The organism is Janthinobacterium foliorum (assembly GCF_978021625.1).
On the sequence record NZ_CDXDQE010000002.1, the window covers coordinates 244,869 to 269,230 of the forward strand.

Sequence of the window (24,362 nt, forward strand, 5' to 3'; positions counted from 1 at the left end):
TACCGTAGGTCGGATTAGCCCGCAATGGCGTAATCCGACACACAAGCAACTTCACTCCCCCGGCCGGTACCTGCGTTCCAGGTGCCGGGCCACGTCCTCGGGATAGAACAACACCTCCTTGAACTCGCCGCGCGCATACATGGCCGCCTGGTCGCTGAAGTGCGGCGAACGCGGGTCGCCGCTTTGGCCGCCCGCCAGGATGCTTTTCGCCTTGATGCGGGGACCGAATTCCACGGCGGCGACAAAGCTGTTGCCACGCTCGCCGTAGATGCGTTTCGTCCTGCTCTTGCTGCTCTGGCCGTAGGCCGCCAGCGCGCCCCAGTTGCCGGAAGCGTAAGGCACGGGCAGGCTGGGCTGCGCATCGTCGAATGCCTGCACGCTATCTCCCGTCAGGCGCTGGAAGCGGTTGATCTCGCCCCATGGCGTCTGCCAGTGGCCGAAATCGCGCTGCAGCTTGTCGGCGGCCGTCGCCAGCGCGGCCAGGCGTTGTTCCGCGCTGACCTGGTCCGTCGCCATGAAGTCAACCACGGGCACGCCCTGCTCCCTCGCCTGCCTGCCCGCCAGCTCGGCCAGTTCCTGGCCCCAGAACACGGCCAATGAGGTGGGCGTGGACGCGAGCGTATAGCGCCAGTCCCATGCCCGCAGCAGCGCGATTTTCTCCGCCAGCGCGCGCTTTTGCGCGGATGCCGCAGGCAATGCATCCCAGGCCGCGAACAGCGGCGGCAGCAAGGATTCGAATGCCGTCAGTTCGCTGTCATACGAGGCGGCGATCAGGCTGTCCAGGGTAAACCCCGTCTTGTTCTGGAAGACTTTGACGGCATGCAGGCCGCGCGCGTTTTCGCCGTACACGGACATGTAGGCGGGATAATCCTGCTGGCGCGGGCTGTTGGCGCCGGCCGCCGAATAGGGCCAGTTATTCGTGTTCTGGATCCAGCCATTCTTCGGGTTGAACAGGGTGATGGTTTGCGCCACCGTGTGCAGCCCTTGCCACTCGGTGGCCGGGTCGCTGCCGTCGACGGGCTGCTTCCAGTTGAAGCGCGGGTCGCGCACGGGGATGAAATTGCCGTGGAAATAGGCGATATTGCCATCCGCATCCGCATACACGGTGTTGTTCGAGGAATTCGTGCGCAACTCCATGGTCTTGTAGAACGCCGCGTAATCGCGCGCCTTGGTGCGCGTGTACGATTGCGTGAGCGCCTTCAACGGTTCATTCATCAGGCGCACGGCCACCCATTTACCGTCCTGCGCGCGCACGATGGGGCCGTGATGACTGTAATAGACGGTGATGGTCTTCTCACCCATGGCGCCGCCGGCCAGTTTATAGGGCAAGGTGATGGGTACGGCTTTCAAGGGGCGCAGCGCGCCGCCGTAGCGGTAGAACCAGGCGCCGTCCTTTTCCACGATGCTTTCCAGGTACTCGTCGATGACATCGCCGCCGCCCGAGGTATGCATCCAGCCCACGCGCTCATTGAAACCCTGGTAGACAAAGAACTGGCCCCAGGTGACGGCGCCGTACGCGTTCAGGCCTTCGCCGCTGGTGACGTGCACTTCGGGACGGAAATAAAACGAGGTGTGCGGATTGATCATCAGCAGCGCATGGCCGTTTTTCGTGATGGCCGGGGCGATGGCGAAGCCGTTCGAGCCGCTCGGCTCAGGCTCCAGTCCAGTCTCCAGGCTGGCCAATGCCACGCTGGCGGGCTTGGCCTGCTGGCCGTAAAACGCTTCGAGCTGCGCCAGGTTGACGGATTCGATATCGCCGCCGATGCTGCCCTCGCTGAAGCTCAAGGCCATCCACGGCTCGAAATGCGCGATCAGCCGCGGTTTCACTTGCGGATGCGTGGCCAGGTAAAAATTCAGGCCGTCGGCAAAGGCGTCCATCAATTTGCGTAGCCACGGCGGGCTGGCGCGATACTGCGCCTGCAGGTCGGCCGGATTGATGAAGAGTTTCATGCGCAGGTCGCGGTACAGTTCCTGCTCGCCCCCCACTTCCGCCAGCCGTCCCATGGCGTTGATGTAATTGAGTTCCACGCGCGCGAAATCGTCTTCCGCCTGCGCATACATCAGGCCAAACACGGCGTCCGCATCGCTTTTGCCCGTCACATGGGGGATGCCCCAGGTGTCGCGCGCGATGCTGACACGGGCGGCCTGCGCCTGCCAGCGGGCCATGTCGGCGGCGGAAGCCGAGACGGAAGCGGCGGGCGCGGCCAGCGCGGGCGGGCTGGCAACGACGCCGCAGGCGATGGCGGTGAAAAAGACACTGCGATGTAGCATATACGGCTCCACAAATGCATTCACGGCGCCTGACAAAACCGTAGCGAGCGGCGATGATATGTGGCCAGGAAGCGCAGCCGTGCTGGCGCACGGTGAGCATCGCAGGCCGCACAGCGCGACGCGCAGCAGGTTGGGTCAGGTGCCCTACGACGCGTCGATCAGTGCCGCGACGCGCTGGTTCAATTCGGCATTTTCCGCCTGCAGCTGCGCCACCTTCTGTTTCAGGCTGGCGATCTCGCCGCGCAGGCGCTCCGTTTCGGACGGCGCCTGGGCCGCATTCTCGGCCCACGGTTCGTTGCCCGTCTCCGGCGTATCCTGCGATACGTGCGGCGTCTTCGGCTCGCGCGGCGTGCGCGTGGCGGCGCGCTGTTCGCGGATTTCCTTGGCCGCCTGGCGCAGCAGCTTCTTGCCGCCGGCGACGGCCGCCACCTGTTCTTCCGGCGGCAGCGACGCCACGGTGGCGGCCGCATTGATGGAAATCGTGCCCGAGCGGACGGCTTCCACCAGTTCCGGCGAGGCCGCCTTCTGGATCTTCTCGATCTGGCTGATCTGGTTGCTGCTCAGGCGCGCCGCCTTGGCCACCTCTTCGCGCGTGCTCATGGGCGGCTTCGGCGCATTTTCACCCTCCGGCGCATCCTGGGCGCTGACGGGCGCCGGGCTGCGCGCGGCGACGATTTCCTTCTTGCGCAAGGCCAGCACGCCGCGCTGGAAATCCGACACGCTGCGGCGCGCCAGGTGATTGTCGATCATCCACAGCATGACGTCGTCGAGCGAGGTAAAGCTGGTGTTCTGGATGGTCTTGAATTCGATGCCGTGCTGGCGGCAGATGGCATAGCGGTTATGCCCGTCGATCAGCACGTCGTTCCACAGCACCAGCGCGTCGCGGCAGCCCTCGGCCAGCAGGCTGCGCTCGAGCGCCGCGTATTCGCTGGCGGTGAGCGGGTCGATGTACGACTGCAGCACCTGATTGATAGTGATATTCATGGTTGTCCTCAATATTGCGGCGCGATGGTCCGCGCCGGCACGAATGCTACACCATCTGCCATCCATAAAGCTGATCGAGGTCCGCCATCGCCCGCCACGACGGGAAAAAAGCGCTTTCCCCTTTCTTTCACAGGCAACTGAACTTATCATTTGGCAATATTTAACAATCACTCCCCTTGCTCGCGCCAGCTTGCACGGGGGCGCTCCGAAGACAGGCAAGGAAATTCATGAAAAAGTTATGCCGCGTCGCCATCGCCTCCCGGCTACTCAGCGGCTGCACCACCATGGAGGTCCGCGAAACACCCCGCACGATGGAACGCATCGGGCATGATCCGCAACTGCACGTCATTTCAACGGTCACTGCTGGCGAAGCACTGCTCTCCACATTCCAATACACAAGCAAAACGGGCTATCAGATTTATGATGGGCGCGCCGTGTCGATTGGCGGCGGACGCGTCGCCGTCATCGAGGGCGACGTTCTGTATCGCGCCGACGTCGAGGGGAAGCCTGCTTACTGTACTGAACGGCAGGTCGCTGACATATTATTGCCCGGACAAGGCCTGGAGTATCAAATCCTGAGCGGCTACTAAGCCGCGCGAGCGCATTGCGATGCGGAAAGATACAGCATGAAAAGAAAATACGCCGCCGCCGTGATTTTTAGCGTCGCCGCCATCGGCTTCACCTGGGTCAGCCCCTACATCGCCATGTACCGCATCAGCATCGCGGCCAAGTCGGTGCGCCTGGAAAACCTGGCGCAGCATGCCGACCTGGCCGCCGTGCGCGCCAGCGTGGCGCGGCAGCTGCAGGCGGCCGGCGAAGGGACGGACGCGGACGACTTGAAGGAAATGCTCGACACCATCGTCTCGCCGCCCGGCATCACGGTCCTGATCTTGCACGGCAAGCATGGCGCCGATGGCCGGCGCCATGATTTCGGCATGGCCTACCGCTCGTGGAATGAAGTCGTGCTGCGGCGCAAGGGTGCCGGCCCCGCCGCCAGCCAGTTCCTGCTGCGGCGCCATGGCATGTGGGATTGGCAACTGAAGGACATCACCTTGCCGCCCGAATTGCTGAAATATTGATCTAGGACAACACTTAAAGAAACTTGGCTAAACCGCTATATTGATTTTGGGAAATATTATGTAGAATGCCAACACTTCAGGCGCACCGGGTCGCCAGGCATCCGAGAGATTGCACGATGAAAAGAATGATGCTTCTCGCAGTAGTGGCACTGGTCGCCTTGGCCGGCGTCTTCTATGGCAGCCCGTACTTCACCATGAACAAGATCCGCACGGCGACGATGGAACAGGATACGGACGCGCTGGCCGCGCACATCGACGTGACCCGGCTGCGCGGCAGCCTGGGACAGCAGCTGCACACCCTGTTCTCGGCGCCGGAAGTGGCCGACGACATCAGCCCCGACGTCATCGATCCCCTGCTCGACACCATGCTCATGCCCGAAGGCATTGTCGCCTTGATCAAGCTCAACGACCGCTACGAACATCCGATCGCCAAGGTCAGCGACATCAGCGGCCGCCAGCGCAACAGCAAGCCCGACTACACCCTGCGCTACACCTCCTGGGACAGCGTCGTGGTCCAGCGCGCCCACAGCAAGAGCCACATTGGCGAACTGACCTTGACGCGCGACGGCGTGTGGGGCTGGAAACTGACGTCGGTGGCACTGCCGAAGAATCTGCTGGCCGACGCCTAAGGCGTCCCGCTACACCTTGACCAGCTTCCAGTCCAGGGTCGCGGGCGATATCCTGCCAGTACCCTGGACCGGGGTCCAGGTATATCGTATGTAGATGCGATTATCGATGGGATACAAGCCCCCTGCTTTCGCCAGGCCGTCGCCGACGACGACAACCGATTCCGCGAACCCGTTGCAGCCACCATTCTCGCTGCTACCACCAACGGAAATGGTGGCATTGGCGAGAAAGGTATCGCCAGCGGCGGTATGCCACCCGACGGCGAAATCGTGGCCCGTATCGATGTAAATGGTAAAGGGCACATAGCTGCCCGAGATATAACCGACCCAGCCCACGTTGATCGCCAGCGTGCCCGACCTGACGACCTTGGGCGCGGAAACGATGTCGCGCGAAAAGTATCCCGAGCCGTTGGCGCGCAAGCCGATCTGGTCGCCGATGGCAATGAACACCTGGTCGCCACTGGCATCGAGATTCACGTACGCGCTGTTCGCCGCATTCTGCAGGCGGCCGGAGGTGATCGTGCCCAGGCTGCCCGAGGCCGCCTGCAGGGCGCCAGCAAAGCGGGCATTGCCGTTGACGATAGAAAACTGTGGCGTATAAATATCGCCACCCGAGGTGGCCTGGAAATACTTGCCCGTAGCAGGATTGCCAAACAGCAATCCTTCACCCCCCAGGTAATAACCTGTCCCGCCATTGGAGGGCCAGGCATACGCGGTGTAGGCCCCGCCGGCAATGCTGCCACGCAAGCGCACATTGTTCGCATGCAAATCACCGCCACGCTGCAAATACCAGCCTTCCTTGCCAGCCACGTAATTGCTGCTCCACAAGTCGCCGCCGATCTTCGCATTGGTGATCGAGGCATTCTGGATATACGCATCCGCTATGTAGACGCCGATGGGCACGGTCACGCCATTGACTACGCTTTCCGTCGCGCGCACGATGAATGGCATGCTGGCGGGGATGCCGGGACCGGCAGGGTTGGCGATCATGAAGGTATCGGCGCGCACGGCGAACAAACTGGTCGGCGTGGCGTTATTGGCCGTCGTCGCCAGGCCATAGCCGCTGATGTAGCCGTTGACGTCCTGCTTGATCGTATATTGCGCCGACAACTGCCCTGTCTGCGTGGCGCGCGTGGTCGCCTCGATCTGGATTGCCGCCGTACGGGCCTGCGACTCCGCGGCCAAGCGCTGCGTCACGCTGCCGGCCAGGGTCGCCGGTCCGTCGACGAGGGAAATGCGCTCCCCCAGATGGTTGCTCAGCTGGCTTTCCGTCAACCGGGCCGTCAAGACGCCCAGCAAATGCTCGACTTCGATATCGGAAGCGCCGACGGTGCCCGACGACGCATTGTAGGGGCCAGGAACGTTGGCCCAGGATATATAGCGTATCCAGTAATAGCGCGTGGCGCCCGGCCCCACTGGATCGACATGGCTGTTGCCGCCGGCGCGCACCAGTAGCGTGGCCTGGGCGAAATTATTCACGGGAGCACGCCACACTTCCGTATAGGCCAGTTGATGATAATTCGCCGGCGGCGGCGCCCACGCCAGCTCGATGGTGGCGGCCTTACCCGTGGTAAACAATCCGGACGGCGCCGGGGGCGGCGTCAAATCCAGGGGACGCGACATGGCGATGGTCTGCCGGCCCACATGGCTGCGGCCATCGATCACCATCGTCGCGCTGACCGTGACGGTGCTGGCCACCATGACCGCATAGCGCAAGGTGGCCGTATTGCCATTCACGCGCAAGGGCGTTTCCGGAGCGCAGGAAAACACCACCGTGCCCGCGGCTCCCAGGATGGTCGCCGTCAGCACGATTTCGGCCGGCGCGGCAGTGCCGCCTTGCGCCACCTCGAACAGGCTGGAACTGGCGGACAACAGCACGCCCGCATCGTGCGCAGGGGAATAGCGGGGCGAAGTTGCTTGCAGCAGGATATCGCGGTCATTGATGGGAGCGCCCATTATTGGCCTCCCGCCGCCATCGAAGGCGGCATGTATGTCATAGTCATGATTTCTTTCCATAGTGTGCCAGCGTCGGCGGCGCTGGCATTCGAGACGTTAAACAGCCTTGGCCATGATGCAGGCGCGGCCATCGCTCCTGATGCAGATCGCCCTGCCAGCGGCGGCCAGGCATTGCGGCGGCGCGCAGTGCCCCACCCTCGCGATACCCGCGCCATCCTGAAAAGGTATGCGCGCGGAAGTGCAGATACACGGCGCGCGCGGCTGGCCAGGCGGTGCGGTTGATGGATCAGGTCTTTTTGACGCTGGCAAGAAAGCCAGTCATCAGATTTCCTCGATGTCGATGCTGCTGGCATAGGTTTGAAACGATGGCGTGGTGATGGCTGCCAGGTTCGCCAGGCGGCCGTAGACCTGATGCGCCTGCTCCAGTTCAGGATCGTCATCATCGGGAAACAGGCTGGCGAACAGGGGCCGCGACAGGCCATTGCCGCGCACGATGCGCCACAAGCCGGCGCGGTCCAGCGCCGTCATGTTCGACAGCGGCAGCGACAGCTTGCGGTATTGCGCGCCCAGTTCGACATTCTGCTGGCCGGCCGCCGTGCGGTATTGCGTGCTGGTATCGACCAGCGCCAGCCCCGCGCCATAGGCGGCATTATTTTGCGGACTCCAATAGCTGCCGGCCACCAGGCGCGCCGCCTCCAGGTAGCCGGCCGGATTTTCCGGATCGCTCAGTTCGATCAGCAGCACGCGGAAACTGGTGATGGGGAACCACACGCGCGCATACGTGCCGCCGCCATACGAAAAGGCGTTCACGCCCAGCGGCAAGGCGCCCCAGTCCCACAGGCCCAGGGGCGCGTAGTCGCAGGCGGCCACCAGGCCCGTGTCGAACAGCGGCACGCTGTCGCCGGGCTGCGCATAGCCGCGCACGCGTATCCTGGCCAGCGGCGTCAAATTGCAAAACGGCAGCGCGACGCAGCCTCCCAGTTCCGGCGTTGGCCAGGTGGCGATGATATTGAGGGCGGTGCCGATCGAGCGCAGCACCTGCGAACGGTCTTCCGTCAGCAAATTGGCCGGCCCCAGGCTGCCGCTCTGGCTGGACGCCGTCAAGGCGGCGCGGTCGGCGGCATTGTCGTGGATGATACGCACATGGCTCATGCAGCCTCCATGCGGGTATGGGTTGAATGTGTAGCAAGCGTAGGCACGATAGTTTTCCTTTGTCGTATCAATGTGGATGAAAAAGCGGGCGCAGGCCTTCCTGGCCGGCAAGCGGAGAATTTGTTGAGGGGAAAGACGGCAAGCGGCCACGCGCGCGGGCCGGCGAAACGGTAGAATCGGGGGAAATCAGCAGCGGCCAGCGGCCAGCGGCCGCAAGGCAACCACACACCATGAAAGAGGTACAGAGATGAGCGATGTCGTACACCATGCCCTGGCCCACGCGGGCAAACCGGCCACCACGCCCTGGGTCGTCACCCTGGTCAGCGGTGAAAAGCTGACGGGACCCATCACGGCCCTGGCCGACGGCTGCTACGCCATCGGCCTGGGGCAGATCAAGTACTTTTCCAGCGACAAGGTGGCCAGCCTGAACGTGTCGGGCGCGGGCGCGTTTCCCATCTGAGCCATCCGATGCGTTTGCCTTTGGACGGCGCGGAACTGGCAGCGCAGTTGCAGGCGCTGGAAGCGGCGCTGCAAAGCGCGTCCGTGCGCGCCGACAGCGCCAGCCTGGCAGCACTGCTGGCAGATGAATTCGTCGAGTTCGGCAGTTCGGGGAATATCTGGACGCGGGAAGCGACCTTGGCCGACCTGCCGGTGGAACAGTTTACGCCGCGCAGCATCAGCGATTTCCAGGCGCAGCTGCTGGCAGACGATATTGCCTTCGTCACCTACCGCTCGCAGCGGCACGCCGCAGGCGCCCTGCCCGCCAGCGCCAGCTTGCGCAGCTCGCTATGGAAGTGGCGCGACGGCCGCTGGCAAATGGCGTTTCACCAAGGCACGCCGATTCCTGTCACTGGCTGAGCTTGCGCCTGCTCACGCCGCCAGGCGCTCGCCCTGCGTCGTCAGTACCGGCAGGCGCGCCAGCGCCGCCTGCAAAGCGGCAAAGCATTGCGCATCGATGGCCGTGCCCACCGTTTCCGCCATGATTTCAAGCGCTTTGGGTATCGGGATCGGTCCACGGTACGGGCGGTCGGCCGTGATGGCGTCGAAAATATCGGCCGTCGTGATGATGCGCGTTTCCAGGCTGATGTCATCCGCCGTCAAGCCCCGCGGATAGCCCTTGCCGTCGAGGCGTTCGTGGTGCGCGGCGGCGATGATCGCCAGTTCGGCAAAGGCATCGATGCGCGAAAGAATGGTTTCCGTGTAATGGGCGTGCAGCTGCACGGCTTGCCACTCGTCCGCATCGAGCTTGCCCGCCTTGTCCAGCACGCTATTGCTGACGCCGAGCTTGCCGACGTCGTGCAGCAGGGCGCCCCGCTTGAGCCAGCGCCGCCGCTCGGCCGTCACGCCCATGGCCTCGGCGATCATGTCCGTGTACAGCGCCACGCGCTCGCTGTGGCCGCTCGTGTACGGGCTTTTCGAATCGACCACCTGGCCGAACGCGGCGGCAATATCGTCGAGATAATCCTCGTCCACCGGCACGCAGCGGTTTGCCGGTTCCAGCGCCGCCACGGCGGCCGTAATCTCTTGCGAGCGCAGCATCGACCAGAAGGCGCCCGACTGCGCCACCCGCCCGAACGCCTGCACCAGTTGGGGATCAAACCAGCTCGCCGAGCGCTGGCGCACTTCCACCTGCGCCGCGCGCGCGCCGTCGGCCGTATGAAACACGTCGACCACCTGTGCCAGCAAGGCGATGCGCGAAAACAGGGGAATCGCCTGGCCCGCCAGTTTTTCCGGCTTGCCCTGTCCATTGTAGTGTTCGTCCAGGCTGTAGATGCCCTGCGCCACGCTTTCCGGGAAGCGCAGCAGGCGGGCGATCTCGGCGCCGCGCTGGCAGCGCGTGGCGATCAGGTCCTGCGCGATTTGCGGACCGTCGCGCAGGATCGTCATCACGGCGCGGAAACGCTCGGCCAGGCCCGCCTTCAGGCCCGTGTGCTTGAGAACGAACTTGAGCACCTGCGGCAAGCTGTCGCCCACCGTCTTGAAATCCTGCTTGAACGCCAGATCGTCCGTCAGGTACAGCTCGCAGATGCGCGCCGCGTTGCTGCTGCAGCCCAGGTCCTTGAGCAGCAAGGTGTAATACAGATTCCACAAGTCTTCATCGGGCATGCCCAGTTCACGGCCCACATGCATGCCGATCCAGCAGCAGCGGATGCAATGGCCTTCGGGCTGCCCTTCCGTGATGTCCAGTGCCTGGCTCAGGGCGGCAATCAGTTCGGATAATTTGATACCGTCAACGGCCGGCGCGCCTGCGGATGAGATTGACATAATGGAAATAAAAATTTCTTAATTGAAATAAATTGCATTTTACGCGAATCACGCATTGGAATGTGCCTAAAGGCAACCAGCCAGCCTGCTGGCGGGAGCGGCCACCCTGCCCTGCATGCGGCAGGCGGCACAAACTTGTGGCATTGCAGCAACATTTTTGGCGAGCCAAATAAAGGCCGGCTGGTGTTGTATTTGCGGCCGGGAACGGCAACTTGCAGCACGCCGCTGCGGCGCCCTGTTGCGCCGTCACAGGGAAACGCGTCGCCACCTTTACCTTTTTTTGCGCAAGCACATGCCTGGCGGCACTTCACTATGCGCCTGCACGATATTGACGACAAATACGATTTTATTGGCCTATTCAGAGGAATTTGATATGAATTATCTGCACGCCGAAATGGCATGAAGGACAAAAAATCCCGTGCTAGCATGATTTTTCGCCTGGCCGGAAAGCACCCGCCAGTACACCGAATAACCTGTCCCGAAGGAGCCGTTTCATGATGACACCGCATGCCAGCATCGTACGCCGCACCCTGATCGCCCTGGCAGTCACTGCCGCCTTTCCCCTGCAAGCCATGGCACAGGATGGCGGCCAGGCAACGGCAACCGGGACGCCTGCGGCCACGGCCGTGCAAGCCGGGCCGGGCCAGCTGGAAACGGTGATCGTCACGGCGCAACGGCGCGCGGAAAACATCAAGGATGTGCCCATGTCGATCGCCACCCTGAAGGGGGACAAGCTCGACACCCTGACGGCCGGCGGCGCGGACATCCGCTTCCTCAACAGCCGTTCGCCCAGCGTCTCGGTCGAGTCGGACTATGGCCGCACCTTCCCGCGCTTCTACATTCGCGGCCTGGGCAATACCGACTTCGACTTGAACGCCTCGCAGCCCGTGGGCCTGGTGATGGACGACGTGGTGCAGGAAAATCCCATGCTGAAAGGCTTTCCCGTCTTCGACGTGGACCAGGTGGAAGTGCTGCGCGGTCCGCAAGGCACCCTGTTCGGGCGCAACTCGCCGGCCGGCGTGATCAAGTTCGATTCGGCCAAGCCCGTCTTCAAGACGGAAGGCTATTTGAGCGGCGGCTTTGGCAAGGATGGCGTGAAAAACCTGGAAGGTGCCTTCAACGTGCCCGTCAGCGACACGGTGGCCCTGCGCTTTTCCGGCCAGACGCAGCGCCGCGACGACCGCGTGCACAACCCGCGCCCCACCGGCACGCGCGACTTCGAAGGCTACGAAGACAGCGCCGCGCGCCTGCAGGTGCTGGTCAAGCCCACGCGCGATTTCACCGCCCTGTTCAACGTGCACGCGCGTAACCTGGATGGCACGGCCACCCTCTTTCGCGCCAACATCCTGAAACAAGGCACGAATGACCTGGTCGACAATTTCGACTATGGCTCCTATCCCACGGACGGCATCAACCGCCAGCACCTGAAGACCAAGGGCGGCAGCATGCGCCTGAAGTGGGACCTCGATGGCGTCACCGTGCACTCGATCACCGGCTATGAAAAACTCGATTTCTACAGCCGCGCCGACGTCGACGGCGGCTATGGCGCCGTGTACGCCCCGCCGATGGGCCCTGGCTACATCCCGTTCGTGGTGGAAACGGCCGACGTGATTCCCGACCACAAGCAGATTTCCCAGGAATTCCGCGCCGAGTCCAGCACCAAGGGCCCGCTGCAATGGATCGCCGGCCTGTTCTATTTCAAGGAAGACATCCGGATCGACAGCATCAGCTTTGACAGCCTGGCGCCGGGCAATCCGCAAAACCCCTTCTATGCCACCCAGAACCAGAGCTCGAAATCGTACGCGGCCTTCGGCTCGGTGAACTACGCCGTAACGGACGCGCTGAAGCTGCGCGCCGGCCTGCGCTACACGACCGACAAGAAGGATTTCTCGGCCAAGCGCGTGGAGGCGACCACGGCCGGCCCGTTCAACCTGAACGACACCTCGCACAACGTCAGCTGGGACTTGAGCGGCACTTACGTGCTGACGCCGCAAACCAACGCCTATGCCCGCATCGCCACCGGCTACCGCGCGCCATCGATGCAGGGCCGCCTGAACGGCCTGGCCGACCGCCCTTCGTTTGCCGGCGCCGAAAAAGTGCTGTCCGTCGAAGCGGGCATCAAGCAAGACCTGTTCGACAAGCGCGCCCGCCTCAGCCTGGCCGTGTTCCAGTATCGCGTGAAAGACAAGCAGCTGACGGCCGGCAGCGGCGTCATCAACATGAACCAGCTGCTCAATGCCGACAAGGCCACGGGCCAGGGCGTGGAGCTCGATTTCCAGGCCAACCTCAGCGACTCGCTCAGCATGACCCTGGGCGGCAGCTACAACCACACGGAAATCCAGGACAAGAGCCTGTTCGTGCAAAGCTGCGGCAACGCACAAAACACCCCGTCCAGTGGCTGCACCGTCACCGACCCCGTCGGCCCCTTCGCCGGCACGGCCTACATCGACGGCAACCCGCTGCCGCGCGCGCCGCAATGGCAAGCCAACGTCACCCTGAAATACAGCATCCCCGTCGCCAGCGGCGAATTTTTCGCCTACACCGACTGGGCCTACCGCACCAGCTACAACTTCTTCCTGTACGAAGCCAAGGAATACAAGGCGAAGGAGCTGCTGGAGGGCGGCCTGCGCGTCGGCTACAAATGGGACCGCTATGAAATCGCCGCCTACGGCCGCAACATCACCAACCAGATCCAGTCACTGGGCGCGATCGAGTTCAACAACCTGACGGGCATCGTCAACGAGCCGCGCACCTATGGAGTGCAGTTGAAGGCGACGTTCTGACGGCGGGCGGACAAAAGCCGGAAGACTCCGCGCAAACCCAACAGGGCGCTACCTCGCTGTATATGCGGGACCATCGCTCAGCCACAAGATGGCGGAATAAGCATCACCTGTGCTAGAATCTCGCCGCGCTGCCCGGATGGTGAAACTGGTAGACACTGGAGACTTAAAATCTCCCGCCTGTAAGGGCGTGCCGGTTCGATTCCGGCTCCGGGCACCAGCGCACAGAATTCAAAAACATCAAAAAAGCCATTAACCCCACTACAATCAACGGGTTAGTGGCTTTTTTTTCGCTCGCGCATTCGTTCGAGCCCGTGTTCATCGCTACAAATCAGTGGCGACGACGTCAGCATGACACCATGCTCACGCCTCGACCATGGGCTGGCGCCCGGGATGCATCACGACACGCCCAACGAGGGGCTCAGCTGCCAGCGCCGGCGTGGTGGCAGCAAGGCGCGTCGACGCCAGCCTGGCCAGCCGCGATGAGCAAACCTGTTTGCTGCCTGCCGGGAAGCCCATCCCGGATCTTGCTCCATCAGCACTGCCTACTGATATAATACTTGCAATCAAGTACTGCCATGACCTCTGCGCCTCAAGGCTCCCGCAACCGTCTGTGTACCGCACGCCCAGCCCATGAGCGCCCTTTTCGACCACGAGATCATCAAACAGCTGCACAGCGGCACCCGCTCACGGGTGTACCGCGCGAAGGCTGCCGATGGCACCGCGCTGGTGGTCAAGATGCCCAACCAGCAGTTCCCCTCGTTCCAGCAACTGGCGCAGTTCAAGCGCGAGTACGCGATCGCGCGCCGCTGTCGCCATCCTGGCGTGGCGCATCCGCTGGCGCTGCAGCTGCACGCCGGGTGCTGGACGATGATAGTGGAAGATACCGGCGGCCTCGTGCTCGACCAGGTGCTGCGCGCGCGCGTGGCGACGCGCAGGTCGCCGTCCGAGCCCGCCATGGCGCTGGACGATTTTTTCGACATCGCGCTGCAACTGTGCGCAGCCCTCGAGGAAGTCCATCGCCAGGGCGTGATCCACAAGGACATCAATCCATCGAACCTGGTGTGGAATGACGAGCGGCGCCTGCTGCAGCTGATCGATTTCGGCATCGCCTGCGAACTGCCCGCCGAAAGCCATGGCATCGGCAATCTGCATCAACTGGAAGGCACGCTGCGCTACATGGCGCCGGAGCAGACGGGGCGCATGAACCGGCGCGTCGATTACCGCGCCGATTTTTACGCGCTCGGCGCCACCTTCTACGAACTGCTGGCCGGCCAGGCACCGTTCGAGGCGGGCGACGAAATGGAACTCGTGCACTGCCACATTGCCCGCAGTCCGGACTGGTCACACCCGGCGCTGGCGGCCCTGCCTGGCCAGCTGCTGCCGATCATCCAGCGGCTGCTGGAAAAAAATGCCGACCAGCGCTACCAAAGCTTGCCCGGGCTGCGCAGCGACCTCGCCGCGTGCCGCGTGGCCCATCCGGCGCAGGCACGCAAACTGTCCGGACACAATGGCCGCTTCCTTTTGCCGCAAATGCTGCACGGACGCGAGGACGCCATCGCCACGCTGCTGGCCGCGTTTGAACGCAGTGCGGCGGGCAGATGCGAGATGCTGCTGGTGGCCGGCCATTCAGGCATCGGCAAGTCGGCGCTCGTGCACGAAGTTCAGAAGCCCATCATCGCCCAACGAGGCCGGTTTTTGGCCGGCAAATTTGACCAATTCCAGCGCGACGTCCCGTATGCGCCGCTGGTTGATGCCTTCCAGGGGCTGGTGCGCCAACTGCTCGGCCAACCCGAAGAAACGCTGCGGCTATGGGCCGGAAAACTGCATGCCGCCCTGGGCAGCGGCATGGGCGTGATCGTTGATTTAATTCCCCAGCTGGCATTGATCGTCGGTCCCACCGACACGGCCCCTGCCTCCGCGCCGGAACAGGCTCAACTGCGCCTGGACCGGCTGTTCTCGCGCTTCGTCGAAGTGTTCGCCGCCGGCGGCCATCCGCTGGTGCTATTCCTCGACGACCTGCAATGGGCCGATGCGGCCACATTGCGGATGATCGAGCTGCTGATGGTCTCCTGCGACAGTTACAGCATGCTGTTCATCGGCGCGTACCGCGACAACGAAGTCGGCGCCGGGCATGCACTCGTCGCGCTGCGCGACAAGCTGCTGGCACGCGGCGTGCGCCTGTCAACGCTCACGCTGGGCGCATTGAGCGAGCCGCAGGTGGCGCAGATGGTGGCGGCCACCGTGCGCGTGGCCGTTCCGGACTGCGCGCCGCTGACGCGCGTATGCTACCGCAAGACGGCTGGCAATCCGTTTTTCCTCAACCAGTTTCTCGCATCGCTCAATGATCACGGCCATCTGCGCTACCGGGCGGCCGGCGATTGCTGGGACTGGGACCTGCCAGCGATCGAACAGGCCAGGTATGCGGACAACGTGGTCGACGTCCTGCTGGAGAAAATCGGCCACCTGCCCGCAGTGACGCAGCACTTGCTGCAACTGGCCGCTGCGTGCGGCAACCGTTTCGCGCTCGATACGCTGGCGCTGGCCGTGGCGCGCACGCCCTGGCGCACGCAGCAGGACCTGTGGCCAGCGCTCGATGCGGGCCTGATCCAGCCGCTCGATGAACGCTATAAATACATCGATGGCGACAGCGGCGCCGGAGAGAGCGGCGTCAGCTACCGCTTCCTGCACGACCGGGTACAGCAGGCAGCCTATGCAGTCGCCGATGCGGGCGCGCGCGCCGCCAGCCACCTGCTCATCGGCCGCCTGCTGCTGCGGCACACGCCGCAAGAGCAGCAGGACGAGAAGCTGTTTGAACTGGTCGAACAGTTCAATGCCGGCCGCGCGCTGATCGGCGATGCTGCCGAGCGGTTGCAGCTGGCGGCGCTGAATCTGCGCGCCGGTGAAAAAGCCCGGCGCCGCGCCGCGTTCCAGGCCACCTTGGAGCACATGCAGACGGGCCTCGAACTGCTGCCGCCAGAGGCCTGGCAGCGCCACCCCGGCCTCTGGCTCGACCTTCAGCTGGGTGCGGCCGAAGCGGCCTACCTGTGCGGCCGGTTCGATGCCGCCGAAGCGCTCTATCCGCTGGTGCGGGCACGCGCGCCAGGCCCGCTGCTGCAGGTACGCTGCATCGCCATCCAGGCGCACCAGTATCAGTTGCAGGGCCGCCTGCTCGACGCCATCGCCGTGCAGCGCGAAGGCTTGGCGCAGCTGGGCATCGACATCCCGCACGACGTGCCGCAGATGAAGGCGCGCTTCGAGGAGATTTTGGCCGACATCGCGCGGCTCGATGTGGCCCATGCGCCCGATACCTTGCTGGCGGCCGAGGACATGCGCGATGCGGGCGCGGTGGCCGCGATGCAGATGATGCAGGGCCTGTGGATGGCCAGCTACTATGCCGGCCAGCAGGATTTGAGCGCGCTGATGGTGGTATCGATGACGCGCTTGTCCATGCAGCGGGGGAACAGCGATTTCAGCGCCGTCGCGTATATCGGCTACGCGATGATGCTGGCGCTGTACCACGGCGAGGTCGCGCGCGGCTACGACTTTGGCGCGATGGCGATGGCGCTGGCCAGGCGCCGCGCCAACCTGCAGACGCGCACCCTCACCGCCCTGATGTTCGGCGCGCTGAGCAACCACTGGACACGCCCGCTGCGCAGTTCCGATGCCCTGTACGAAGAGGCATTTGGCTGGGCCCTGGAAATCGCCGACTTCGTGCAGGTCGGCGTGGTGGCCGCCGTGCGCGCCACCGAGCGGATCATCCTCGGCGACCACCTGCCGCAGCTGCTGCACGACATCGGGCACGACCTGGCGCTGATGCGCGCCCATGGCCAGCAGGCGATGGCCGATTGCTGTGTCGCCGCCGCGATCCAGCCGATCAAGTGCCTGATGGGGCAACTCCCCCATCACGACAGTTACGATGATGCGGCATTCAGCGAGGCGCGCTTCCTCGATCAATATGGCGATTCGCAGCTGTACCGCGCCTACTTCCTGCAGGGGAAGATCCGCAGCGCCTACCTGTTCGACAGTGCCGACGCCGAGACGCTGGCCAGCCAGCTGGGCATCGTCACCCAGATCATGCGCGGCCAGGCCAAGGTCGTCGAGTCCAGTTTCTACGCCGCGCTGATATGGCTGCGCGCGTTGCGGCGCGCTCCCGCCCGCGCCGATGCCGGCGAGGTGCTGGAAGTGGTCGACGCGCTGCAGGCGAGCCTGGCGGAATGGGCCAGCCAGGGCTCGGACAACAGCAACGCCAAGCATCTGTTGGTGCAGGCCGAAATGGCACGCTGCCGGGAAGACCTGCAGCTGGCCGTGCGCTGTTACCAGCAGGCGAACGACGCCGCCGGCCTGGCAGGCTATGTCAACGTGCAGGCGCTGGCCAATGAACTGTGCGGCGAATGCTGGCACGACGAGGGACAGCCGCGCGTGGCCGCCGTCTTCATCCAGGACGCTATCGCGCATTACGGCCAGTGGGGCGCGGAGGGGAAAGTGGCGCAACTGCGAGCGCGCCACGCCGCGCTGCTGTCAAGGACAGACGCCCGCGCCACGCAGCCGCCATCCGGCTCCCAGGCGCATGGAAGTGCCGCGCTCGACCTGGTGTCGCTGCTGAAGGCGGCACAGATACTGTCGAATGAAGTCGGCCTGCGCAACGTGCTGACGCGCCTGATTGCCATCGTGTGCGAAAACGCTGGCGCGCAGGTCGCGCGCCTGCTGCTGCTGTCCGATGGCGCCTACCAGCTGGAGGCCAGTATCGATGCCGAGGATGATGTCGCCACCGTCCTGCAATCGCGTCCGCTCGACCTGGATGCCGCCAGCGACCCGCAGTTCCCGCTGTCGCTGCTGCGCTACGTCATCCGCACTGGCACCGCGGTCATCGAAGACAACATCACCGACATCTCGCGCTTTGCCGACGACCCGTACGTCGAGTTGCAGCGGCCGGGTGCCGTCATGTGCCTGCCGATCCGGCACGGCGGCCAGATCGACGGCATCCTGTATTTCGAAAACCGCCTCGCCGAAGCCTCGTTCACGGAGGAGCGCGTGGCCTTCCTGCGCATGCTCGGCGCACAGGCCATGATTTCAATTTCCAGCGCCAGGCTGCATGACAGCCTCGAACGGCGCGTTGCCGAGCGCACGGAGCAGCTGGAGGACGCCAACCGCAAGCTGGCGACCCTGTCCATCACCGACAGCCTGACCGGCCTGGCGAACCGGCGCCATTTCGATGACGTTCTGCGCACCGAATGTGCGCGCGCCACGCGCGTCGGCCAGCCGCTTGCCGTCATCATGCTCGATGTCGATTACTTCAAGCTGTTCAACGACCGTTACGGCCACCAGGCCGGCGATGCATGCCTGATCCGTGTCGCACATGCGCTGCTGGGCGGCATGCGGCGCGCCAGTGACCTGACGGCGCGCTACGGCGGCGAAGAGTTTTCCATCGTGCTGCCGAACACGGGCGCAGACGAGGCGCGCCAGATCGGCGAAGCACTGCGGCGCGCCATCGAGGAGCTGCACATCGCCCACGCGAGCGCGGATGCGCAGCAGGTAACGATCAGCGTTGGCATCGCCGTCCAGCCGGCGCCGGGCACCGCCGATCCGGACGCCCTGTTGCGGGTGGCCGACGCAGCGCTGTACCTGGCCAAGGATGCGGGGCGCAATGGCGTGGTGACCAGAGTGCTGGGACGCCCCTGAGCGGCAGATGACAGGCGCCCTTTTCCCTTATTCATGGCGCCTGCGCTGCATTTTTATCGTTCAATCGCTGCCATGGCTGTTCTCGCGCGCCTGCTCCTGCGCCTCGTCCCCGGATGCCAGTCCGTTGAAGAACAGATTGAGCAGCACCGCGACGATGGCGGCCAGCAGAATGCCGCTGTGCAGCAGCGGCGACAGGGCTTTCGGCATGTGCTGTGCATACTGTTCCGCCACCAGCGGCAGCATGCCGAAGCCGATCGACAGGGCAACGATGAACAGATTGTTGCGGTTGCTCCTGTAGTCGACGCTGGCCAGGATGCGGATGCCCGTGGCCGCCACCATGCCGAACATCACCAACCCTGCCCCGCCCAGCACGAAGGCCGGCACGGCTTCGGCCGTCTGCGCAATCTTCGGGATCACGCCCATGACCAGCAGGATGATGCCGGCCGCGACGCAAACCCAGCGGCTGCGCACGCCCGTCACGCCCACCAGGCCCACGTTCTGCGAAAACGAGGTATAGGGAAAGGTGTTGAAGATGCCGCCAATCAAGGTACCGAGGCCATCGACGCGCAAGCCGCGGCTGATGTCGGCCTGCGTGATGCGCTTGTCCGTCATCTCGCCCAGCGCCAGGAACATGCCCAGCGACTCGATCATGACGACGATCATCACCAGGCTCATGGTCACAATGGCGACCAGGTCGAAAGTCGGCATGCCGAACTGGAATGGCGTGACGATGGCAAACATCTTGGCGCTGGCCACCTTGGCGAAGTCGGCCTTGCCCAGCGCAAATGCCAAGGCCGTGCCGGCGATGATGCCGATCAGCACGGCAATATTCGCCAGGAAGCCGCGGCCATACTTCGCCACCAGCAAGATGACGGCCAGCACGAAGAAGGCAATGCCCATATTGTCCAGCGCGCCATAACCGGGGTTGGCGATCATCGGCACGGGCCCGGCAGGCGCAGGCAAGCCCGCCGCCGTGGCGGCCGCGGCCATCTTGACGAAAACCGGGTCGGCGATCTGCGCCATCGCCGGCGGCCCGCCCATGGCCCAGTTCACGCCCACGCGCATCAGCGACACGCCGATGACGGCAATGATGCTGCCCGTGACCACGGGGGGAAACAGCGCCAGCAGCCGGCTGATGAAGGGGGCGATCAGCATGGAAACGACACCGGCGCCGATCACGGCGCCAAAGATGCCGGTGATGCCCAGGGCAGGATTATTCGCCATGGCCAGCATGGGACTGACGGCGGCAAAGGTCACGCCCATCATCACGGGCAGGCGGATGCCGAAGTATTTTCCCAGCCCCAGCGACTGGATCAGCGTCACCAGGCCGCAGCAGAACAGGTCGGCGCTGATCAGCGCCGCCACCTGCTCGGGCGGCAGCTTGAGGGCGCGGCCGACGATCAGCGGCACGGCGATGGCGCCTGCATACATGACCAGCACATGCTGCAAGCCCAAGGTGAACAGTTTTCCAGCGGGCAGCATTTCATCGACGGGTGATGGCGTCGCAGCCGGTGCGCCGGGCGCGCTGCGGTGGATGGATTTCAGACGGGGAGAGGCCATTTACGCTCCATTTCCAGGGTTTCCGCAGCCCGGATGGGTGCAGAGGCAAGGGAAAAACAAGAGAGAAACGGGACGACAGGAATACGACGGCGGCGACGGATGCATGCGAAGCTCCTTGGAATGGGGAAATGTCCAGGATGGGCAATGCACGCATCGTGCCAGGTAAATTGTATACAGAAATTGTGCCGAAAACCGTTCTCCGCCGAAAAAATCGGGCCGTACATGCACCGTTTTCTCGCGTGCCGCCGCGCGCATGCACCAGAAGGCGGCAAAATGCGGTGGCGGTGGCGGTGGCGGTGGCCGGCTGAACACCAAGGGTTGATGTAAGGTGGCAGATGCCTGCTGCTTGCTGCTTGCTACCTGATGCTTGCTACCTGATGGCATCAGGCAGATGGCTGAAGGGCAGATGGTCAATGGACGGATGGACGGTGGCTAGCCACCGGCACAGGCGTCCAGCAGCATTTCCAGCTGCCGCGCATGGGCTGCGCGCAACTGTTCGCGCGCCAGCAAGGCTTGCACCTGTTCGAAAATGCCATGGGCTGGCACGGCCGGCAGGACAGGCGCCCTGGGCCGCGTTGCCATGCATGGCACACCCACCGGCAGCATCTCTACCTTGGCCGTCGGCACGACTGCCGCACAGGCACTCAGCCCACTCACCAGCACCACCCCGGCTGCGTGCCTGAAACCTCTGCTGGCACGCGTCTTCGCCCGCGCACCTGCCCCCCTCATGGCAGGCTGCTGGTGATTTCACTGGCGATCAGTGCTTCTGCCGCCCGGCAGGCATCGCCATCGGGCCGCAGCGCCAGGAGGCGCGCCGCCGCCGCTTGCGCATCCGCCTGCCCGGCCCGCGCATGGGCCAGTGCCTGCGCCACCCGCGCCGAACGGCGCGCGCCCTCTTCCCGCAGCACGCCCAATGCCTGCTGCTGGCGCCGCAACGCGCTTTGCGCCTCCTGCACCTGCACCGCGCACGCCATGCGCCCCGCTTCACGTCCCCAGCGCTGGGCGCAAAACACGGCCGCGCCCAGCAGCAAGAGCATGGACAGTGCCATCAACGGCGGCTTCATGCGAGCACCTTGCGCGCCACCTGGTACAGCGCCAGGCGTTCCTCCAAGCCATTCACGCCGCCATTGATGCGGCGCGTCAGACGTTCCTGATCGCCGGCATCAGCCAGACGGTTCAGGCCGCGCGACTGCCAGAACCAGCCTGCCGAGCGGCACGCGGCAGTCGCCTGCTCCAGCAATTCCGGTTTGGCCAGCAAATCCAGCTGCAACGCCACGCCACACGCCGCGTAATTGGCGCGTCCCGTCACTTGCAGCAAGCCGCGTCCCTTGAAGCGCACGCCGTCACCGGCGACCACATTGCCCAAGTCACCGCGCCCTTCGTAGGCGGCGCCACTGGCCAACTCGCGCACGTAACGCAACTGGCCCGATTCGTGCCCCACCTGCGCCAGGAAGGCCGCCTGGCGCAGCGGCGTATCGATGCCGAATTCCGCCATCGCCGCGTTCAGGGGCGCCAGGAACAGGCTAACGCGCCGGCCTGCCAGTGGCATGATCTGCATCAATTGTGCGCCCGTCACAGCGCACCCCGCACATCCTTGACGACAGCGGCCGCATCGGCCGCCAGTTCGCCGATATCCTTGCCGCGCCGTTTGTCAAACCAGCGCACGCAGGCGCCCAGCACCCACCAGGCAGGCAAGCCGGCCGCCACCATCAATGGCGCGGCGATGAACAGGAAACCCGTGGCAGGATCGCCGCCATACAGGCCCGCCACGGTCTTTGCGCTGTCGAACAGGCTGGGCCACCACGACAGCACGGCCGCCACCAGCAGGGGGCCGAGAAAGGTGGAAATGATGATGCTGGAACAAAAACGGATGAATGCCTCCTTGGTGGACTGGGGCCACATGAACATGAAGCCCAGCGATGTCGCGGCGGCGCCGGCCAGCACGGGCACGCCAAACAGTTTGATCAATGCGCCGCCGGCGGCGGTGGTTTCGATGGCCATGATTGCCTTTCTGTCGGAGAAATAAAAAACCCGCCGAAGCGGGTTGATTGAGAATTGCTGCTGCCTCACACGGCCTTGACCATCACGTACGCCCTGCCGTCGGGTTCGATCGAGATCACGCGCCCGACCGCCTTGCGGTACTGTCTGTCGGTCAATTCGTCCTCGTGCACGGCAATGCCCCTGATGCCGGCCCCATCCTGCACCGCGACGATATAGTCGCCCGGCTGCGCGCCCAGCACGTTCACCGGCACGCGGCCGGCGATGGCGATGCGGTCCACACGGGCCCGTGCTACTTCCAGGCTGTCATTGAATTCCCTCATGACGTCCGCATCTTCCTGGACAGACAGCGCCCATGTCAGCATGGCCTGCCTGTACTGATGCAGTTTGGCTTCCCATTCTTCGTCAGTATCGCCCGTGGCCATGGCGCTCGCACCTGTGCCTTCCGGAATGCTCGTCTCATCCATCACACCTTCCAGACGCATTGGCCTGACTGGTTCGTCGCCGGCCTGGGGGCTTGGTGGAATACCAAGTTCTCGAGCCCAGTCATCACCGCCGACAAACGAAGGGTCGGTGGATTTGATGGCGAACATGATAGCTCCTGTCCATGTATCCACAATCTCATTATTGGCCGTGATGCCGATAATCTGACCCGGCCGGACATCGCTGCACGACAGGCATTTGGGCATGTATTCAGCATAGTCATTGCCCTGTGCGTTGATCGTACCGGCAGTGCCGACACTACGTCCGGTGGCAGAATGCTTGCCAACGTACAGCACGGATGGCGATGCGGCCCACCCTCCCGAGCCATCGGAACCGTTTACAGCGACACAAGGTTGTGCGAGCCCTTCGCGGCCGACCTGCAAAATTTCAGCCCCCTGCGCCGCCGTCCTGTTAATGGTATGGCGCGGCGTGCCATCTGCGCTGCCCGCCTTGAGCGTGCCCACGTACACTTGCCCGTTACCGCGCACTTCCATGAGCGCCGGCGACCAGCTATTGAGCTGGGTATCCCAAGCCTGATAACGCAGTTTGAAACCATTCGCGTATAGGAAACCCGTCGTGGCCTCGGTCACCACGCCAAAACGGCCGGGATAGTTATGGCCTTCCTTGCCAACGACCCCCAAACTCAAGACTTCCTGAGCCGTGCCTTCGTTCTGGCCGACCGAAACGCGCTCACTCCCCAGCATGGCTGTGGCGTTGCTCTCGTTATGGCCCACATACACACCGCGTGGAAACACGGTGGTCTTGCGATTCAGGGGACTGTGACTCGTGCGTCGAATAGGCGTAATGTAAGCATCGTTGCCGAAACGAGCTGAGGTATCAAAAACGATGACGCCTGTTTCCGGAAGCCCAAACGAAATAACGGGCCGGTCCAAAACCGGCGTTTGAATACCCGACACTTCAAAGCTGAGCGTCGCCCAGGAACCGCCTTCAGTAAATGCATACACGTCGTACAGGCCGTCCGTGCGCTTAATAACAATGAAGCGGGCTTTCATGGGAGTGTATCCCTCGATCGACCAGGTCACATTCAGGCCACCTCGATTTCCAAGCAGGATATCCACAACGGCGGTGCCAGCAGCAGACCAGCCATCATTCAAGATGCCGCGAATACGGATATTCTGCAAGTTGCTATCACTGTCTGCCGAAAGAGTAGCAAAACGGATGAATTTATGGGTATTTTCGCCGTTGGACGTGTAGTTGTAGCCGGTTCGGACTGTGGTACCGGCACCATTAATATCACCCAATATGCTATTTGCCATTATATTCTTGGCGCTTACAGAACCTGCCACGATATTTTTTGCGGGATCAAGCCAGGCCGGGTCCATAAAGCCATTCGGCCCGCCCACCGGCGACATCCCCACCTTCGGCGCATACGACGCCACCACGGCACCCCGCCCTGCCAGTTCGTTCAGGCGCCGTATCATATCTTTCTGCCCGTAGTAAAAAAAATCACTCATTTCAATTCCTCGACTTCATTGTGGACCATACACGCCTGACCGGCGCATGCC

18 protein-coding genes and 1 tRNA gene are annotated in these 24,362 nt (G+C 63.6%); 8 read left to right on the plus strand and 11 right to left on the minus strand.

Going from position 1 to position 24,362, the window contains the following annotated elements; all coding sequences use genetic code 11:
• Window positions 1-51: 51 nt before the first annotated feature.
• Both ACZ92H_RS05540 and ACZ92H_RS05545 read right to left on the minus strand, forming a co-directional pair.
• Complete coding sequence (locus ACZ92H_RS05540; RefSeq protein ID WP_465048613.1) at window positions 52-2,271, minus strand: penicillin acylase family protein; 2,220 nt, start codon at window positions 2,269-2,271, stop codon at window positions 52-54.
• A 144-nt stretch (window positions 2,272-2,415) separates the two neighbouring features.
• Window positions 2,416-3,255, minus strand: a complete 840-nt coding sequence (locus tag ACZ92H_RS05545) for a hypothetical protein (protein WP_131373170.1) — start codon at window positions 3,253-3,255, stop codon at window positions 2,416-2,418.
• Window positions 3,256-3,482: 227 nt separating this feature from the next.
• Here ACZ92H_RS05545 and ACZ92H_RS05550 point away from each other — a divergent pair, with 227 nt between their 5' ends.
• The 3 genes from ACZ92H_RS05550 (at window position 3,483) to ACZ92H_RS05560 (ending at window position 4,963) form a co-directional block, all read left to right on the plus strand.
• A complete protein-coding gene (locus ACZ92H_RS05550) occupies window positions 3,483-3,845 on the plus strand; it encodes a hypothetical protein (protein WP_465048614.1) in 363 nt (120 codons plus the stop codon).
• Window positions 3,846-3,881: 36 nt separating this feature from the next.
• Window positions 3,882-4,334 (plus strand): DUF2939 domain-containing protein, encoded by a 453-nt coding sequence (locus ACZ92H_RS05555; protein ID WP_131373168.1) that lies wholly within the window; start codon window positions 3,882-3,884, stop codon window positions 4,332-4,334.
• 125 nt (window positions 4,335-4,459) lie between these two features.
• Window positions 4,460-4,963, plus strand: a complete 504-nt coding sequence (locus ACZ92H_RS05560) for a DUF2939 domain-containing protein (protein ID WP_465048615.1) — start codon at window positions 4,460-4,462, stop codon at window positions 4,961-4,963.
• 9 nt (window positions 4,964-4,972) lie between these two features.
• Here the strand turns inward: ACZ92H_RS05560 and ACZ92H_RS05565 are convergent, their stop codons facing one another.
• Window positions 4,973-6,916 carry a phage tail tip fiber protein gene (locus tag ACZ92H_RS05565; RefSeq protein WP_465048616.1) on the minus strand — a complete coding sequence of 648 codons (1,944 nt, stop codon included), beginning with the start codon at window positions 6,914-6,916 and terminating at the stop codon, window positions 4,973-4,975.
• A gap of 321 nt (window positions 6,917-7,237) precedes the next feature.
• Window positions 7,238-8,068, minus strand: coding sequence for a hypothetical protein (locus ACZ92H_RS05570; RefSeq protein ID WP_465048617.1), 831 nt, complete (start codon window positions 8,066-8,068; stop codon window positions 7,238-7,240).
• Between the two features lie 247 nt (window positions 8,069-8,315).
• Here ACZ92H_RS05570 and ACZ92H_RS05575 point away from each other — a divergent pair, with 247 nt between their 5' ends.
• Together ACZ92H_RS05575 and ACZ92H_RS05580 are read left to right on the plus strand one after the other, a co-directional pair.
• The gene (locus tag ACZ92H_RS05575) at window positions 8,316-8,528 is read left to right on the plus strand and encodes a hypothetical protein (protein WP_465048618.1); all 213 of its coding nucleotides are present in this window, start codon (window positions 8,316-8,318) and stop codon (window positions 8,526-8,528) included.
• 8 nt (window positions 8,529-8,536) lie between these two features.
• A complete protein-coding gene (locus ACZ92H_RS05580) occupies window positions 8,537-8,926 on the plus strand; it encodes a nuclear transport factor 2 family protein (protein WP_465048619.1) in 390 nt (129 codons plus the stop codon).
• Window positions 8,927-8,938: 12 nt separating this feature from the next.
• Here ACZ92H_RS05580 and ACZ92H_RS05585 read toward each other — a convergent pair whose 3' ends face one another.
• Window positions 8,939-10,333 carry an HD-GYP domain-containing protein gene (locus tag ACZ92H_RS05585; protein ID WP_465048620.1) on the minus strand — a complete coding sequence of 465 codons (1,395 nt, stop codon included), beginning with the start codon at window positions 10,331-10,333 and terminating at the stop codon, window positions 8,939-8,941.
• A gap of 497 nt (window positions 10,334-10,830) precedes the next feature.
• Between ACZ92H_RS05585 and ACZ92H_RS05590 the strand changes: the two genes are divergently transcribed.
• The 3 genes from ACZ92H_RS05590 to ACZ92H_RS05600 all read left to right on the plus strand — a co-directional run bounded on the left by ACZ92H_RS05590 (window position 10,831) and on the right by ACZ92H_RS05600 (window position 18,795).
• Window positions 10,831-13,116: a TonB-dependent receptor gene (locus tag ACZ92H_RS05590; RefSeq protein WP_465048852.1), complete on the plus strand. Its 2,286-nt coding sequence runs from the start codon at window positions 10,831-10,833 to the stop codon at window positions 13,114-13,116.
• 130 nt (window positions 13,117-13,246) lie between these two features.
• Window positions 13,247-13,333, plus strand: a tRNA-Leu gene (locus ACZ92H_RS05595).
• Window positions 13,334-13,746: 413 nt separating this feature from the next.
• Window positions 13,747-18,795 carry a diguanylate cyclase domain-containing protein gene (locus ACZ92H_RS05600; RefSeq protein WP_465048621.1) on the plus strand — a complete coding sequence of 1,683 codons (5,049 nt, stop codon included), beginning with the start codon at window positions 13,747-13,749 and terminating at the stop codon, window positions 18,793-18,795.
• Window positions 18,796-18,855: 60 nt separating this feature from the next.
• Here ACZ92H_RS05600 and ACZ92H_RS05605 read toward each other — a convergent pair whose 3' ends face one another.
• The 6 genes from ACZ92H_RS05605 to ACZ92H_RS05630 all read right to left on the minus strand — a co-directional run bounded on the left by ACZ92H_RS05605 (window position 18,856) and on the right by ACZ92H_RS05630 (window position 24,311).
• Complete coding sequence (locus ACZ92H_RS05605) at window positions 18,856-20,355, minus strand: nucleobase:cation symporter-2 family protein (RefSeq protein ID WP_465048622.1); 1,500 nt, start codon at window positions 20,353-20,355, stop codon at window positions 18,856-18,858.
• A gap of 432 nt (window positions 20,356-20,787) precedes the next feature.
• Complete coding sequence (locus ACZ92H_RS05610) at window positions 20,788-21,012, minus strand: hypothetical protein (protein WP_131373156.1); 225 nt, start codon at window positions 21,010-21,012, stop codon at window positions 20,788-20,790.
• 68 nt (window positions 21,013-21,080) lie between these two features.
• A complete protein-coding gene (locus tag ACZ92H_RS05615; RefSeq protein WP_465048625.1) occupies window positions 21,081-21,419 on the minus strand; it encodes a hypothetical protein in 339 nt (112 codons plus the stop codon).
• On the minus strand, window positions 21,416-21,913 hold the full coding sequence (locus tag ACZ92H_RS05620; RefSeq protein ID WP_465048626.1) for a glycoside hydrolase family 19 protein: 498 nt from the start codon (window positions 21,911-21,913) through the stop codon (window positions 21,416-21,418). The genes ACZ92H_RS05615 and ACZ92H_RS05620 overlap by 4 nt, the downstream gene beginning before the upstream one ends.
• 14 nt (window positions 21,914-21,927) lie before the next feature.
• Window positions 21,928-22,356 carry a hypothetical protein gene (locus ACZ92H_RS05625; protein WP_131373153.1) on the minus strand — a complete coding sequence of 143 codons (429 nt, stop codon included), beginning with the start codon at window positions 22,354-22,356 and terminating at the stop codon, window positions 21,928-21,930.
• 65 nt (window positions 22,357-22,421) lie between these two features.
• On the minus strand, window positions 22,422-24,311 hold the full coding sequence (locus tag ACZ92H_RS05630; protein ID WP_465048627.1) for a hypothetical protein: 1,890 nt from the start codon (window positions 24,309-24,311) through the stop codon (window positions 22,422-22,424).
• Between the last annotated feature and the right edge of the window lie 51 nt (window positions 24,312-24,362).